The 16,240-nt window shown below is 69.0% G+C and carries 10 protein-coding genes and 3 pseudogenes; 4 read left to right on the top strand and 9 right to left on the bottom strand.

Translation table 11 applies throughout. The annotated features are described in order from the left end of the window. Positions 1-27 precede the first annotated feature (27 nt). From O159_RS03215 to O159_RS03205, 3 genes and pseudogenes are all read left to right on the top strand, one after another. Positions 28-414 carry a hypothetical protein gene (locus tag O159_RS03215; protein ID WP_021754323.1) on the top strand — a complete coding sequence of 129 codons (387 nt, stop codon included), beginning with the start codon at positions 28-30 and terminating at the stop codon, positions 412-414. Further along, positions 414-4,263: pseudogene (gene hrpA / locus O159_RS03210) on the top strand (ATP-dependent RNA helicase HrpA). Before O159_RS03215 ends, hrpA begins: the two are co-directional and overlap by 1 nt. Before the next feature lie 30 nt (positions 4,264-4,293). Then, entirely contained in the window at positions 4,294-4,683 is a 390-nt protein-coding gene (locus O159_RS03205) for a tautomerase family protein (protein WP_021754321.1), read from the top strand. A 108-nt stretch (positions 4,684-4,791) separates the two neighbouring features. Here O159_RS03205 and O159_RS03200 read toward each other — a convergent pair whose 3' ends face one another. From O159_RS03200 to O159_RS03190, 3 genes and pseudogenes are all read right to left on the bottom strand, one after another. Then, complete coding sequence (locus O159_RS03200) at positions 4,792-5,562, bottom strand: amino acid ABC transporter ATP-binding protein (RefSeq protein WP_021754320.1); 771 nt, start codon at positions 5,560-5,562, stop codon at positions 4,792-4,794. Then, positions 5,559-6,551 carry an amino acid ABC transporter permease gene (locus O159_RS03195; protein ID WP_021754319.1) on the bottom strand — a complete coding sequence of 331 codons (993 nt, stop codon included), beginning with the start codon at positions 6,549-6,551 and terminating at the stop codon, positions 5,559-5,561. The genes O159_RS03200 and O159_RS03195 overlap by 4 nt, the downstream gene beginning before the upstream one ends. 12 nt (positions 6,552-6,563) lie before the next feature. Further along, positions 6,564-7,261, bottom strand: a pseudogene (locus O159_RS03190) (ABC transporter substrate-binding protein). Positions 7,262-7,692: 431 nt separating this feature from the next. On the opposite strand from O159_RS03190, the gene O159_RS03185 reads away from it, so the two are divergent. Beyond that, positions 7,693-8,238, top strand: a complete 546-nt coding sequence (locus O159_RS03185; RefSeq protein WP_052323571.1) for a GNAT family N-acetyltransferase — start codon at positions 7,693-7,695, stop codon at positions 8,236-8,238. 27 nt (positions 8,239-8,265) lie between these two features. Here O159_RS03185 and O159_RS15535 read toward each other — a convergent pair. The 6 genes and pseudogenes from O159_RS15535 to O159_RS03150 form a co-directional block, all read right to left on the bottom strand. Beyond that, positions 8,266-10,567: pseudogene (locus O159_RS15535) on the bottom strand (aromatic amino acid lyase). Positions 10,568-10,635: 68 nt separating this feature from the next. Then, entirely contained in the window at positions 10,636-11,139 is a 504-nt protein-coding gene (locus tag O159_RS03170) for a PLP-dependent cysteine synthase family protein (RefSeq protein ID WP_021754315.1), read from the bottom strand. A 67-nt stretch (positions 11,140-11,206) separates the two neighbouring features. After that, the gene (locus O159_RS03165; protein WP_021754314.1) at positions 11,207-11,392 is read right to left on the bottom strand and encodes a hypothetical protein; all 186 of its coding nucleotides are present in this window, start codon (positions 11,390-11,392) and stop codon (positions 11,207-11,209) included. Between the two features lie 39 nt (positions 11,393-11,431). After that, complete coding sequence (locus tag O159_RS03160) at positions 11,432-12,265, bottom strand: sulfurtransferase (RefSeq protein ID WP_021754313.1); 834 nt, start codon at positions 12,263-12,265, stop codon at positions 11,432-11,434. A 132-nt stretch (positions 12,266-12,397) separates the two neighbouring features. Then, positions 12,398-13,387, bottom strand: a complete 990-nt coding sequence (locus O159_RS03155; RefSeq protein ID WP_021754312.1) for a ribonucleotide-diphosphate reductase subunit beta — start codon at positions 13,385-13,387, stop codon at positions 12,398-12,400. A gap of 137 nt (positions 13,388-13,524) precedes the next feature. Then, entirely contained in the window at positions 13,525-16,032 is a 2,508-nt protein-coding gene (locus O159_RS03150) for a ribonucleoside-diphosphate reductase subunit alpha (RefSeq protein WP_021754311.1), read from the bottom strand. Between the last annotated feature and the right edge of the window lie 208 nt (positions 16,033-16,240).

The raw sequence follows: 16,240 nt of genomic DNA, 5'->3' as shown, positions 1-16,240 counted from the left end.
ATCCGCGAGCGGGGGGGAGGCCGCACCGTGACCGACCAGGTTCCACGCAGTGTCGAGGTGCTGCGCCAGCAGGCGCGGGACGAACTCGCCTCGCTCATCGAGCAGCGCTGCCGGGCCGGCGAAGACCCGTGGCAGTTCATCCCGGACATGCCGAGCGTGGATGAGCAGGTCGTCATCGCCCTGCGCGCCGGGGCGCTCGAAGACATCGACCTCGGCAAGGCGCGGGCGCGGGCGCACCATCCCGCGGCCGGCCAGGCGAGCTTCGAACGCCTTCGAATACAGTCTGCTGCGACGGATCGCACTGGAGCACCCGGAACTGAGCGAAGCGGTCTGGGGGATGCTCGACAAGGTCGAGCGCGCGTAACAGTCCGCCCCGCGGCGACGGCCATCCCCGCCAGTAGACTGGAAGGCTAATGCCTTCCCCCGCCGCTCTCCCCCGCATCGTCTTCCCGCCGGAGCTGCCCGTCAGCCAGAAGCGGGAGGACATCGCGCGCGCGATCCGGGAGAACCAGGTCGTGATCGTCGCGGGCGAGACCGGTTCGGGCAAGACGACGCAGCTGCCGAAGATCTGCCTGGAACTCGGGCGAGAGTCCATCGGCCACACGCAGCCACGGCGGATCGCCGCGCGCACGATCGCGGAGCGCGTCGCGGAGGAGCTGGGGCAGACGGTCGGCGAGCTGGTCGGCTATCAGGTGCGCTTCACCGACCGGGTCTCGGCGGCGACGCGCATCAAGCTGATGACGGACGGCATCCTGTTGAACGAGATCCACCGCGACCGGCTGCTGCGGAAGTACGATACGATCATCATCGATGAGGCGCACGAGCGCAGCCTCAACATCGACTTCCTGCTCGGGTACCTGCGCGAGCTGCTGCCGAAGCGTCCCGATCTCAAGGTCGTCATCACCTCGGCGACGATCGACCCGGAGAGCTTCGCCGCGCACTTCGCCGCCCCGGACGGGTCGCCCGCGCCGATCGTCGAGGTCTCCGGGCGCACGTTCCCGGTCGAGGTCCGCTTCCGCCCCCTCGTGGCCGAGGCGCTCGACGACGAAGACGATCCCGACCCGGTCCCCTCCGCCGACCGCGACTACCTCCAGGGCATCAACGACGCCCTCGACGAGCTCGCCCGCGAGTCCCCCGGCGACGTGCTCGTGTTCCTCTCGGGCGAGAACGAGATTCGGGATGCCGCCGACGCCATCCGCGGCCGCAACCTCCCCGGCACCGAGGTGCTGCCCCTGTACGGACGCCTCTCCGCCACCGAGCAGCACCGGGTGTTCCAGCCGTCCTCGACGCCCGGCGTCCGGCGCCGCGTCGTGCTCGCCACCAATGTCGCCGAGACCAGCCTCACGGTCCCGGGCATCAAGTACGTGGTGGATGCGGGAACCGCCCGCATCAGCCGCTACAGCACGCGCGCCAAGGTGCAGCGCCTCCCGATCGAGGCGGTCTCGCAGGCCAGCGCCAACCAGCGCTCGGGCCGGTCGGGCCGCACCAGTGACGGCATCGCCATCCGCCTCTACTCGCAGGAGGACTTCGAGAAGCGTCCCAAGTTCACCGAGCCGGAGATCCTGCGAACGAACCTCGCCGCGGTCATCCTGCAGATGATCTCCCTCGGCCTCGGCGACGTCGCCGCCTTCCCCTTCCTCACCCCGCCGGACTCGCGCGGCATCAAGGACGGCCTGGATCTGCTGACGGAGCTGGGCGCGGTCACCGCCGCGCGCGGCGGCGACCCGGCGCTCACGAAGGTGGGCCGCTCGCTCTCGCTGCTGCCGATCGACCCGCGCTTCGCCCGCATGGTCGTCGAGTCGAAACGGCACGGCACCTCCGGCGAGGTGATGGCGATCGTCGCCGGCCTCACCATCCAGGACCCGCGCGAGCGCCCGGTCGAGAAGCGCGGCAGTGCCGACGAGAAGCACGCGCGCTTCGCCGACCCGACCAGCGACTTCCTCACCCTGCTCAATCTCTGGAACTACCTGGAGGAGGAGCAGAAGGAGCTCTCCTCGAGCGCGTTCCGCCGACTGTGCAAGGCCGAGTACCTCAACTTCCTCCGCGTGCGCGAATGGCAGGACGTCTACCGTCAGCTCCGCCAACTCGCCAAGCCGCTCGGGCTGACGATCGGCGAGGCGTCGGTGAACCCGGACGGCATCCACCGCTCGCTGCTCGCCGGGCTGCTCTCGCACATCGGGTTGAAGGACCTGCGCGAGAGCGGCAACAAGGGCGGCGCGCGCACGCGCCAGTCCGAATACCTCGGCGCCCGCCAGGCCCGCTTCGTGATCTTCCCCGGCTCGACGCTCGCGAAGAAGCAGCCGAACGCGATCATGTCGGCGGAGCTGGTCGAGACCTCCCGGCTGTTCGCTCGCATGAACGCAGGCGTAGACCCTGCCTGGGCCGAGCCGATCGCCGGCGAGCTGTGCAAACGGCAGTACAGCGAGCCGCACTGGGAGAAGAGCCAAGGCGCGGCGGTCGCGTACGAGAAGGTGACGCTGTACGGGGTTCCGATCGTCCCGCGCCGCCGTATCCCGTACTCCCGCATCGACGCCGGGCTCGCGCGCGAGCTGTTCATCCGGCACGCCCTGGTCGACGACGAGTGGGACTCGCACCAGGCGTTCGAGCGCGCCAACCGGAAGCTGCGAGCCGAGCTGCGCGAACGGGAGGAGCGGACCCGCCGCCGCGGCCTCCTGAACGACGAGGCGGTGTTCGAGTTCTACGACCGCCGTCTCCCCGCCGAAGTCGTCTCCACGCGGTCGTTCGAAGGCTGGTGGAAGAAAGCGCGGCACGAGACGCCAGAGCTGCTCACGATGACGCAGGAAGCGCTGCTCGACGAGGACGCCGCCGCTGTGGACGACGACGCCTTCCCGCCCGTGTGGCGGCAGGGCGACCAGCGGCTCACCCTCCGCTACCGCTTCGAGCCGGGCGCGGAAGACGACGGCGTCACCGTGCAAGTACCCCTGCCGCTGCTCGCGGGCCTCCTCCCCGACGGCTTCGACTGGCAGGTTCCGGGGCTCCGCCACGAACTCGTCACAGCGCTCATCAAGTCGCTGCCGAAGACGATCCGCCGCCAGGTCGTCCCGGCCGCCGACTGGGCCAAGCGCCTGCTCGGCGAGCTGGGCGGCACAGCCGGGATGCGCGCGCACGAGGGCGAGCGGCCCGCCGCCTCCCTCCCCGACACCGTGGCCGCGGCGATCTCGCGGCTGACCGGTTCACGGGTCAGCGGCAGCGACTTCGACCGCGAGCGCCTGCCCGCCCACCTCCGGCCCACCTTCGTGGTCGTCGGCGAGCGCGGCCGGCCGCTGGCGAGCGGGAAATCGCTTCCCGAGTTGCAGGAGCGACTGCGCTCGCGCGCGCGACTCGGTGACGCGCGTCGCAGAGGCGCGGACCCCGAACGCCATCGAGCGGTCGGGGCTGACGAGCTGGGACCTGGACGAGCTTCCCCGCTTCCTCGACACGGCCCAGCGGGGACCGGGCGGGGCGACGAACACGATCCGCGCCTACCCCTCGCTCGTGGACGACGGGGCGAGCGTCAGCGTCCGGCTCATGTCCACTCCCGCCGACCAGGCGAGGACCCTCCCCGGCGGGGTGCGCCGGCTGCTGCTCGCGAGCATCCCGTCGCCCGTGGCCTACGTGCAGCAGCACCTGACCGCGAACGAGAAGCTGACCCTGGCAGCGAGCCCTTACCCGAGCACCAAGGCGCTGTTCGACGACAGCCTGCTCGCGGTGATCGATTCCGTGCTGTACCGCATGAGACCGGACGGGCAGCTGTTCATGCGCGCCGAGTTCGAGGCGGTCCGCGACCGCGTCTCCGGCGTCGTGATGGACTCCCTGTTCGAGACAGTCGCCCTCGTCACGCGCATCCTGACCGCCGCCCGCGCCGCCGAGAAAGCGATCGCCGGGACGACCGCGCTCGCCTACCTGCCGGCGCTGAACGACATGCGCGGGCAGCTCGCCGGGCTCGTCTGTCCGGGATTCGTCTCCGCGACGGGTCTGGAGCGGCTGCCGAACCTCCCCCGCTACCTCGCCGGGATCACCCAGCGGCTGCAAGCCCTGCCCACCAACCCCGGCCGCGACCGCGCGTGGCAGACCCAGGTGGAGACCGCCGTCGCGCTGTACGCCGACGCCGGCGGGCGCATCCCGCCCGCACCCGGTGCGCCCGCGAACCTCGTCCACGCCCGCTGGATGCTCGAGGAGTTCCGCGTGTCACTGTTCGCCCAGTCCCTCGGCACCGCCGAGACCGTGTCGCTCCAGCGCATCCGCAAGGCGCTCACCGGCTGAGCATCGCCGGCCGCCCGGTATGCTGACGCCATGGCTCAGATCGTGGTGTACGGGGTGGATGCCGTCCTTCGGAAGCGAGTGGGCGCCCTGTCGGACGCGATCCACTCCGCGGCGATCGAGGCTCTCGGACTGCCCGGGGACAAGCGTTTCCACCGTTTCGTGCCGCTCGAGCGCGAGCTGTTCCTCGCGCCGCCGGACCGCAGCGACGACTACACGATCGTCGAGGTCAGCCTATTCGCCGGTCGCAGCGCCGATGTGAAGAAGCGCTTCCTGCGCCTCCTCTCCGAGCGGGTGAGCGCCCTCGGCATCGCACCGGCCGATCTGGAGGTGACCCTGACCGAGACCCCGCGCGAGAACTGGCTCATCCGCGGCCTCCCCGCCGACGAGCTGACCCTCCCCTACCGCGTCGCCCTCAGCTGACCCTCCCGCCCCCTCGACCATCGCTTCCTCACTTATTCACCCCTGCACACGGCGTGTCGCCTGAATAAGTGAGGAAGCGATGGTCGAGAGGGGCGGAGAGCCCGGGGGTTAGAGGACTTTGGAGAGGAAGCTGCGGGTGCGCTGGTGCTGGGGGTTCGCCAGCACCTCGCGCGGGGCGCCGGACTCGACGACGACACCGCCGTCCATGAAGACGAGCGCGTCCGCGACCTCGCGGGCGAAGCCCATCTCGTGAGTGACGACGATCATCGTCATGCCGGAGGCCGCGAGACCCTTCATGATCTCCAGCACTTCGCCCACGAGTTCCGGGTCGAGCGCCGAGGTGGGCTCGTCGAAAAGCATGAGCTTCGGGTCCATCGCGAGCGCGCGGGCGATAGCGACGCGCTGCTGCTGGCCGCCGGAGAGCTGCGACGGGTAGTGGCCGCCCTTCTCGGCCAGGCCGACGCGAGCGAACAACTCGTTCGCGCGCTCGACGGCTCGGGCCTTCGGGAGACCCTTCACACGGATCGGCGCCTCGACGATGTTCTCGAGCGCGGTCATGTGCGGGAACAGGTTGAAGCGCTGGAACACCATCCCGATCTCACGACGCTGCCGGTTCGCTTCCTTCGGCTTCAGCTCGTAGAGCTTGTCGCCGTGCTGGCGGTAGCCGACGACCTCGCCGTCGACGGACAGCCGGCCGGCGTCCACACGCTCCAGATGGTTGATGCAGCGCAAGAAGGTCGACTTGCCCGAGCCGGAGGGACCGATGATGCAGAGCACCTCGCCCGGATTCACGGACAGCGAGATCGAGGTGAGCACCTGGTTCGAGCCGAAGCTCTTGGAGACGCCCTCCGCTTTCACCAGGGGTGCGGGGTCGCTCATCCTCTGCCTCCCAGATCGTCGCCGGCCGGAGCGTCGGCCGCCGGGACAGCACCGGTGGCGACGGTCTCGGAGCGGTCGGGGCGGCGGACGCTGACGCCGCGCGAGAACCGCTTCTCGAGGAAGCGCTGCCCGACTATCAGCAGCGAGGTGAACAGCAGATACCACAGCGACGCCACGATCAGCAGCGGGATGGGCGTGTACGTCACCGCGGAGATGTCCCGCGCGACACCGTACAGATCGGTCGTCAAGGGGATGGCCGCCACCAGCGAGGTGGTCTTCAGCATCGAGATGACCTCATTGCCGGTCGGCGGGATGATGACGCGCATGGCCTGCGGAATGACGATCCGGGTCATGGTCTGCCACCACGACATCCCGAGCGCCCTGGCCGCCTCCTGCCCCGCGTCGACAGAGAGGAGTCCGGCGCGGACGATCTCGGCCATATAGGCGGCTTCGTTGAGCGCCAGACCGATGATCGCGATGACGAACGCGTTGGCCATGAAGCCCAGGCTCACGTCGAACCCGATGTCCGTCCACGGCACGCCGAGGACGATCGTCGGGTAGATCAGCGCGAACAGGCCCCAGAAGACCAGCTGCACGTAGACGGGGGTCCCGCGGAAGATCCACAGGTACAGCCAGGCGACCGCTGCGACCACCGGGTTCGGGGAGAGGCGCATCACGGCGAGCACAAGGCCCAGGACGACGCCGATGACCATCGAGGAGACCGTCAGCTGGAGAGTGACGAGCGCAGCGGCGCTGATGCGCTTGTCGAAGACGTATTTGCCGACGTACTGCCAGCCGTAGGCCGAGCGCTGGGAAGCGTCCACGATGAACCAGACCAGCAGCAGGATGAGCAGCACGGCGAAGAGAATCCGCCACGGGTGCTTGAGTTTGACGGCTTTGATCAGTTCCGGCGGCGGGGCGCCGGCCGTCGACGGGACCGGCCCCGTCGCCAGAGCGGCAGGAGTGCCCTGACCCGCGGGAGTGGGCATGGGACATGCGGCTCAGCCTTTCGAGGCCAGGTTGATCTCCGCGGTGGTCACGGCGCCGTCTCCGACGCCCCACTTGTCGAGGATCTTCTTGTAGGCGCCATCGTCGATGAGCGCCTGGACGGTCTTCTGCAGCACCGGGGTCAGCGGGGAGCCCTTGGCCACCGGGAGGCCATAGGAAGCGACATCGAACGCTTTGCCCGCGGACTGGAGCTTGCCGTCGGACTTGGCGATCGCGTATGAGGTTACCGGCGAGTCGGCGCTGAGCGCGGCGGCCTTGCCAAGGATGACGGCGTTGGTCGCATCGTCCTGGGTGTCGTAGCGCAGGATCTGGAGAGCCTCCTTGCCCGCATCGGTGCATGCCTTCGACTTCGCGGGAACCTCGACGGTGGTGGACTGCACGGCGACCGTGAGACCGCAGGCGTTCTCCGGGTCGACAGCCTTGCCCTTCGCGGAGGCCCAGGAGATGCCCGCGGTGTAGTAGTTCACGAAGTCGACCTGCTGCTCGCGCTCGATCGTATCGGTGAACGACGACATGCCGAAGTCGTCCTTGCCTCCGGTGATGCTCGGGATGATGTTGTCGAATTTGTGGCGATCGCGAAGTTCACCTTCACACCGAGCTTGGCGGCGATCGCGTTGGCCAGGTCGACCTCCCAGCCGACAGGCTGACCGTTGTCGTCTTTGAACTCGTTCGGCGGGTAGGTGTCGTCCATGCCGACGGTGATCCTGCCGGACGATTTGATCGTGTCGGGCAGCTGGTTCGCGAGCGTGTCGTCCTTCTTCACGTCGGAGGCGGCGTTCGACGCTGAGCCACCCGACGGAGTCGAGTTGTCGACGCATCCGCTGAGTGCGAGTGCGGCCACGGCCACGAGGGCGGCAGCGGGTGCGAGGTTTCGGGTTCGCATGATGGTGGTTGTCCTTTTTTCCTGGTGGTGTTTGCAGGAGGTGACTGGTGCTGTTTGCAGGATGGTGAGATGAGATTACTCCCAGCCCGGATGTTTTGCTGATACTCATTCGCGAGTAAAACACCGGGTTTCCTGCACATTTCGAGATTGTTTCGCGATTTATTGCGCGAAATCCGTTGTCCGTGTCGGCTTATGATTGCGAAAACGCAGACCCTGTCTCAGCGCGCTAGAGTCGGGTGGTGACCCCCGCTCGCCCGCCGTTCGGCCCGACAGCGCAAACCGTCCCGACAGCGCAAACCGCCCACCCCACCCGTGTGATCGTCACCCGCCCCGACGACCCGCTCGCCGCGCCGCTCGTGGCGGAGCTGTCCCGCGAATACGACGAACGCTACGGGCTGAACGACGGCATCCCTTCCTCGGCCGAGCTGTCGCGGTATCCGGCCGAACGCTTCACCGCCGAGCAGAGCGGGACTTTCCTCCTGCTGCTGGATGCGGAGGGCCGCACGGTCGCCGGCGGCGCCTTCCTGCGCGAGGACGACGAGACGGTCGAGGTCAAACGGGTGTGGACGCACTCGGGGCACCGCCGCCGGGGTCTCGCCCGGCGGATGATGCGGGAGCTGGAAGCGGAGGCGGCGCGGCGCGGCGCGCGGGCGATGGTCCTGACGACCGGCGCGCGGCAGCCCGAGGCTGTGGGGCTGTACCTCTCCCTCGGCTACGCCCCGCTGTTCGACCTCGACGGGGACTGGGAGGCTGTGTCCTCCTTGCGATTCCGCAGAGAGCTGTAGCCCGCAAAGGGGAGGGGAATCTCGCCCTCAGCGGCCGAAGCTCCTCCGTTTCCTGTCATCGCCCGGCGTGTCGGATGAGATGTCCTCCCTTCTCAACGCCGCGTCCGCCCTCGCCACAAGCTCGTCCGCCGACGCGGCCGAGGCGAGCAGGGCGTCCAGCGCGCGGGCGAGCGGGGCCGTCCCAGCGCCGGTCGGCGCGAGGGCGGAGACACCGAGGAGGTCGGAGGCGTGCAGAGCCTCGATCGCGAGCGCGTCCGCGGCGAGCGCGAGCGAGCGCTGGGCGAGGCGGAGGGCGAGCGGAGCGAACGAAGCGTGGTCTTCGACGCCGGAGAGCGTGGTCGAGGCGAGGGTGGCGGGCGCAGCCAGCTGCTTCGCCTCGGCCGCCGTGTCGGCCGCCGCGTAGAGGAGCAGACCCGGGATGCGGGTGCGACCGGCCGTGCGGGCCGGAGCGAGGGCGAGGGAGAGGGCGGCCGTGCGCCGCTCCGATGCGCTCGCGACATGGGCCAGCGCGAGCCGCAGACTCTCCAGCGCGAGCGCGAGCGCGAGCGGCAGCGGCTGAACGTTGCCACCGGACACCATGCGGCCGCTCGGAATGTCGACGACCGGGTTCTCCGTGCGCGCGGCCAGTTCGGCGTCCACCTCGGCCCGGAGGCGGATCACAGCCTCGCGGAAAGCGCCGTGCAATTGCGGAGCGGTGCGAAAGCTGAGCGGGTCCTGAACGCTGGCCGCACGGCCGGGGCGATGGAGGGCGCTGCCTTCGAGCGCGGATCGGATCGCGGCGGCGGAGGCGCGCTGGCCGGACCCGCCGCGGGCATCGGCGATGATCTCGGAGTAGGGACTGAGGTTGCCCGAGACGGCTTCCAGGGAGAGCGCCACCGCGCGGTCGGCGGCGACGGCCACCGCCTCCGCGGCCTCTCCGAGCAGCGCGCCGACGCCGATGCTATACGTGTTGCCGCTGATCGCGGCAAGCGCTTCGTGGGGGGCCAGCTCCACGGGGGTCAGGCCCGCGGCGGCGAGGGCGTCGGAGGCGAAAGCGTCCGGCAGCACCCGCCCCTCCTCTGTCACCACCGCAGCGACCTCCGCGAGCGCGGTGAGATCGGCCGCGCCGACGGAGCCTCGTGAAGGGATGCGCGGGGTGACCCGCGCGTTCAGCAGCGCCGCGTACGCCCGCGCCAGCTCCACCCGGACCCCCGCGCCGCCGCGTGAACCCGGCGAGCCGGGCGGCCACGACCGCACGCGCTTCGAGGGCGGGCAGTGCCGCGCCGATGCCGCCGCGGTGGTTCGCGACGGTCCGGCGCTGGAAGGTCGCGAACTCGGCGGGGTCGATCGCTTCGTCCCGGCCGGCGCCGAGACGCCGATTCAGACCGTAGACCGCTTCTCCCGCGTCGATCGCACGCTCGACGACGGCCCGGGAGGCGGCGAGCGTCCCCGTCCAGCTCGACAGGAGCCCCCGCGGCGATCGCGACGATGTCCGCGGCCGTGGGCGCTGCCGAACCGAGACGGACCATCGGGGAGACCTCAGAAGTCCGCGAGGTTCTGGCGCAGGCCGCCATTGCCGAGCTCGGCGCGGAGGAAGTCCGCGGCGGCGCAGCACCGGGACGAGCGGGTCGAGCGTACGGTGGACGTTCGCCGGGTGTACCTGCCCGGTGAACAGGAAGCCGTCACCGCCGACCGCTTCCCCCAGCTCGCCCAGGCGGTCGGCCACCTCGTCGGCGGTGCCAATGAGGGCGAGGCCGTCATCGTTCGCGCGTTTCCGCAGGATCTCGCGCAGTGTCGAGCCGGCCGGGGCCGAGGAGAGGAAGGCGTCGAGCGTTCCGCGATTGCTGTTGGTCGTGATCTCGGGCAGCGGGGCGTCCAGGTCGAACCTCTTGAAGTCGACGCCGGTCAAATAGGAGATGGACTGCAGCTGCTCATCGATCGCCGCCTGCGTCAGCTCGGAGCGGGCGGCGCGCACGCTCGCGGTCTCCTCGGCGTTGGCGGTCAGGATGGGCTGCACCACGAACAGCACCGTGATCGCGTCGGCATCGCGGCCGTTCTCGGTCGCAACCCGGCGGATGCTGTCGCGGTGCTCGCGCATCCGCTCCGGCGTCGAGGCGAGCGCGAGCACCACATCCGAGTTCTTCCCCGCGAAGTCGCGCCCACGGCCGGACGCCCCCGCCTGCACCATCACCGGCTCCTCGGCGGCCGGGGCTGTGTTGAGCGGAGCGCGCACCGTGAAGAACCGGCCCTCGTGGTCGATCGGGTGAACCTTGCGGAAGTCGGCGTAGACGCCGGTGGCGGCATCCTCGACGATGGCGTCGCTCTCCCAGCTGCGCCAGAGCTTGCGCACCACCTCCACCCACTCATCGGCCCGGGCGATTGACTATGTCAAGGCTGGCGGGGACCGGGTTGTCGAAGTTAGGCCGCCGGGTTGGCTGTGTTCGCGAACTGCGCCGGCCGCCACGCGCCGGGGATCTCCTGGGCGATCCGATCCGCGACGGCCCGGGGGTTCGCCGGATCGTCCGGAGCGGCGTCCCACACGGCCTCGACCAGCCGCGCGCCGTACGCGGCGAGCACCTTCCGTTTCTCGTTCGAGATGTCCGCGCTGTGGACGATGATCACGGGATACCCCGTCAGCCGCCCGATCAGCGCCAGTCCGATCCCGGTGTTCCCGCTCGTCGCCTCCACGATCGTCGCGCCGGGAGCGAGGGCGCCGGAAGCCTCCGCGGTGCGGATCATACTCAGCGCGGTTCGGTCTTTGGAGAAACCGCCCGGATTGCGCCCCTCCAGCTTCACCAGAATGCGCGCCTTCAGACCGGCGGTGAGCGAGCGCAGTTCCACGAGCGGCGTGTTCCCGATCAGCGCCGCCACCGAATCGCAGACCTCGCCCGGCGAAAGGCGCGAAGTGGCAAGTGCGGTCATAGGGGAACGATAGGCACTCGGACGGCGACGGCGCACGAAGGTTGCCGCGTATGAGACGGGAGAGCGCTCAGCGGTCCACGAAGTACCGGAACAGCTGCCGCTCGCGAACCAGCCCGAACGCGACGGCTGTCCCGAGCAGGGCTCCGGCGACGGCGAGCAGCCCGATACCGCCGCCCAGGATCGCGGTCGTCGCGGCATCCGCGGCGGCTCCGCCCGCGGCGAAGACCGCGGTCACCGCGCCGGTGAGGGCCAAAGCGGAGCGGCACCTGTTAAGTCTGTTATTTTGGCTGGCTCACGGCTCGGCTCCAGCCGCGACCTCCCGCGCCGGGTCGTTCGACCACGCCGAGAACGAGCCCGGGTACAGCGCCGGCATCGGCAGCCCCGCGGCCTCCAGCGCCAAAGCCTCGTGCGCGGCAGTGACGCCCGACCCGCAGTACACGCCCACCGACGCCTCCGGCCTCACCCCCAGGGCGGCGAACCGCTCGGCGAGCGCAGCCGGGGCGAGCATGCGCCCGTCCGGCCCGACATTGCCGGCCGTCGGAGCGCTGACGGCCCCCGGAATGTGCCCGGCCCTCGGGTCCACGGGTTCGGCCTCTCCCCGGTAACGCTCCCCCGCGCGGGCGTCGAGGAGCACCCCGTCGCGGGCGACCGCGGCCGCGCCGTCCGCGTCGAGCGTCGGGAGCGCGCCGTAGCTCAGCGAGACATCGCCCCGCTCCGGGTGCGCGTCCTCCGTCGAGAGCGCCCCCTCCCACGCTCGCAGGCCACCGTCGAGCACGCGGACGTCCTCGACCCCCGCGTGCCGGAGCAGCCACCACGCGCGGGCCGCCGAGAGGCCGGAGACATCGTCGTAGACGACGACCGCCTCCCCGTGGCGCACTCCCCAGCGGCGCGCCGCCGCCTCGAACACCGCGATCGGCGGCAGGGGATGCCGCCCGTCGGTCGGCGCGCCGTGGCCGGCCAGCTCGGTGTCGAGGTCGACGTAGACCGCGGAGGGGAGGTGTCCCTTCGCGTATTCGCCGGCTCCGGGCGGTCCGCCGAGCTTCCAGCGCACGTCGAGGACGACGGGCGGGCGGGGTCCGGCCAGAGCGACGGCGAGGTCGGAGGCGGAGACGAGTGGAGAGGTCACCCCCTCATCCTAGAGAGGGCGCCGTGACGCAAGAGACGGCGTCCGGAGCCGAGGACGACCACGGCTGAGGACGCGCGACGGCGCCCCGGGATCCTGCCGGTCCGGGGCGCCGTCGACGGGGAGCGAGCCGGCTCAGCGGCCGGTCGACGCTTTCGCGTTCGACTCGTACGAGGTGTTGGTCGACTCGAAGAAGTTGACCAGTTCCAGGGTGTCGTTGGCGGTCGCCATCCATTTGGCCGGGTTGGAGACCTTGTACTCGGCCTCGAAGCCGAGCTCCTCCAGACGGCGGTCGGCCAGGTACCGGACGTACTGGTTGATGTAGTTGGCGTTGAGACCCAGGATGCCGCCGGGCAGGAGGTCGCGGTTGTACTGCTCCTCCATTTCCACCGCGTCCAGGATCATCTGGCGGATCTCGGTGGCGAACTCCGGCGTCTGCAGATCCGGGTTCTCTTCCAGCACGGCGAGGATGAGGTTGATGCCGAACTTCAGATGCAGCGACTCGTCGCGCACCACCCAGTCGATGAGCGAGCCGAAGTTGCGCAGCAGGTTCCGCTGGCGGAACGAGAGCGCGACCATGAAGCCCGAGTAGAACCAGATGCCCTCCAGGATCACGTTGTACGCGATGAGGTTGCGGATGAAGTCCTGCTTGCCTTCGGTCGTCGTGATATCGAGCGCCTGCTCGGTCATCCGCTTGATGAAACGGACCTCGAACTCCTCCTTGCGCGCCATCGAGGGCACGTCCACATGGGAGTTGTAAGCCTGTTCGCGGTCGATCGGGAAGGTCTCGAGGACATACTCGAACGACATGCAGTGGTTGGCCTCCTCCCACATCTGCTTGGCGAGGTAGAGGTGCGCCTCGGCCGCGTTGATGTAGGGGTAGACGCCGAACGCGAGAGCTTTGTTCACCAAGAGCTCGTTCGGGTTGAAGTAGCTCATCAAGAAGGTGACCGCGTGACGCTCCTCATCGGTCATCTTCTTGAAGTCCGCGATGTCCTCGCCGAGCTGGATCTCGTTCGGGAACCAGGTGTTCGCGACGGCCTGGTCGTAGAGGTCCATCGCCCACTGGTACGTGACCGGCTTGAGCAAGAGACCCTCTTCGATGCCGGTGCCCAGGATGCCCATGTCGTTACTCTCCTCTGTTACTGCTGCTGACGTTCATATCGCGGACTATTGGCAGGACTCGCACTGCAGAGCATCCATCGGGTCGACCGGCACGGAGTATCCTTCGAAGACGCCCGGCTCCTGGGACGGTGTGGCGCTCATGCGCTCTCACCGCCCGCGGCGCTGCCGGAGGCCAGACCGCCGAAGCCGAAGCCACGACGGGCCGGGGCGACGGGGGCCGGCGCAGGTGAGGCCTCGGTGGGCGCGGGAGCACCCGCGCCCACGCTGGCGAAGCCCTTGCGGCCGCCCGAGATCTCTTCTGCCTTGTTAACTTTGACGGTCGACTGCTCGGCCTGGTGACGCGGCTTCATGTGGAGGTAGTACGTCGTCTTGACGCCCTTCTCCCACGCCGCGGAGTAGATGTCCATCATGTCGCCGATGTCCCGGGTCTCCAGGTACATGTTGCGGCTGATGGCCTGGTCGATCCATTTCTGGGCACGCGCGGCGACCTCGATGAAGGCGTGCGGCGAGAGCTGGAAACTCGTCTTGAACGCCGCCTTGACCTCGTCCGGGATGGCCGGGATGCTCTGGATGTCGCCCTGCGAACGCAGGATCGCCTCCCGGGTCTCCGCCCAGAGGCCGCGCTGCTGCAGGGCCTCGACCAGGTTGCGGTTGACCTCGAGGAACTTGCCCGAGGAGGTCGACCGGCTGAAGATCTGCGAAAACTGCGGATCGAACCCGGGCGTGGTGCCCGCGACCAGGCCGATGGAGGCGGTGGGGGCGATCGCCATGAGCGTGGCGTTGCGCATCCCGCCCTTGACCTTCTCGCGCAGGCGGTCCCAGTCGAGGCGGATGGTGCGGTCCACGGTGATCGGGGTGCCCCGGTCGGCCTCGGTCAGCGCGATCGAGTCGTAGGGCACGAGGCCCTTCGACCAGCGCGAGCCCTCGAAGTTCGGGTACGCGCCGCGCTCCTGGGCGAGGTCGGCGCTCTCGTCGATAGCGGCGTAGGAGACATGCTCCATGATCTCGTCGATGAGGGCGTAGGCTTCTTCGCTCTCGTAGCTGTAGCCCAGACGCTCCACCACATCGGTGAAGCCCATGACGCCGAGGCCGATCGCGCGGTTCTGCTGGTTCGAGAAGTCCGCCTCCGACACACTCGACACCGTGATGTCGATCAGGTTGTCCAGCTGGCGGACCGCCTGACGCGCGCTCTCCTCGAGGCGGGCCCAGTCCATCTCGAGCCCATTGGCCCTCTTCCCGTCGATCAGGTGGCGCGAGAGGTTGATCGAAGCCAGGTTGCAGACGGAGACGTTGTCGCGATCCTGCGGCAGCGTGATCTCGGTGCAGAGGTTCGAGAGGTGGATGGTGCCCGTGTTGTTGTTGAGGGCACGGTTGTTGATGGTGTCCTTCCAGGTCAGCCACGGGTGGCTGGTGGTCTGGAGGCTCATCAGGATGTCCTTGAACTGCGCGCGCGCGCCGATCTTCTTGAACATGCGCAGCTCGCCGGCCTCGGCCAGCGCGACGTACTCGGCGTACCGGGCGGAGAAGGCCTTGCCGTACAGCTCGTTGAGGTCGGCGACCTCCAACGGGTCGAAGAGGTACCAGTCCTCGTCGTTCTGGACGCGCTTCATGAACTCGTCGCTGATCCAGACCGCGGTGTTGGCGGTGCGGGTGCGGCGGTACGGGTCGCCGGAGTTCTGGCGCAAGTCCAGGAACTCCGGGAAGTCCAGGTGCCAGTTCTCCATGTAGAAGCAGAGCGCGCCGAACTTCTTGCCGCCGCGGCTGACGGCGCGCAACACCGAGTCGATCGTGTGCATGAACGGGATCGGTCCGGTCGAGGTGGTGTTGTTCGAGCGGATGGGGGAGCCCTGGGAGCGGAGCTTCGTGACGGAGAGGCCGATGCCTCCGGTGCCCTTGGTCAGCCACATGACGTCGCGCACCGACTTCGCGATGTGCTCGATGTCGTCCTGCATCTCCATGACGAAGCAGTTGGAGAGCTGCGGGTAGGCGGTGCCGGCGTTGACCAGGGTGGAGCCGGCGGCGAGATATTCGAGATTCGACATCTTGTGGTAGAAGGCGATGGCGTGGCTCGTCGGGTCGGTCTCGTTGAGGGAGAGGCCCATGGCGATGCGCATCCAGAAGTACTGCGGAACCTCGAGCGAGTCGCCGTTGCGCGCCTTGATGCCGTAGCGGTTGTTGAGGGTGACGACGCCGATGTACTTGAGCAGCTCGTCGCGCGAGGGGTCGAGGTGGCCGGCGAGGCGGTCGAGGTCGAAGAGGGCGGTGAAACGCGAGTCGAGGAGGGTCTCGGAGACCCCGCGCTCGATGTAGCCGCGGAAGTGACGGGCGTGCAGCTCGACCAGCTCGGCGGCGTCGGCGTAGTCGCCGAGGACGCGCTTGTAGATGGTCTTGAGGAGGAGGCGGGCGGCGACGATGTCGAAGGCGGGGTCGTCCTTCACATTCTGGAGCGCGACCTGGATGACCGCCTCATCGAGCTGCTGGGTGGTGATGCCGTCGAACAGGGTCAGCTCGAGCTCGCTCGCGATCTGCGTGACCCAGGTGATGTTCTCGTCCAGCCCCGCCGCAGCGTGCTCGATCGCGAGGTTGATCTTGTTGGCGTTGTACGGCTCCCGCTCGCCGTTGCGCTTCACGACAGTGATGGCCACATTCTCTCCTCTGTGCGTGCCGCTCGGACGAGCGGCGAAGTCCTGCGAAACAGCCTCGGCCCCTCCGGGGATCAGGTCCGGGCGCCTCATCGCTCGACCACTATATAGCGGGGGGCCGACATTTCTATGCCCCCACATCTAGTGGGCGTGTCGTCCACAGATGTGAACAAGTTATGCACATTTCCACACCCGGCGTGCCGCCGATTCC

The sequence above is a fragment of the Leifsonia xyli subsp. cynodontis DSM 46306 genome (assembly GCF_000470775.1).
Classification (GTDB): domain Bacteria; phylum Actinomycetota; class Actinomycetes; order Actinomycetales; family Microbacteriaceae; genus Leifsonia; species Leifsonia cynodontis.
Note: the sequence above shows the minus strand (reverse complement) of the source record. Positions and strands in the feature narration are given on the sequence as shown.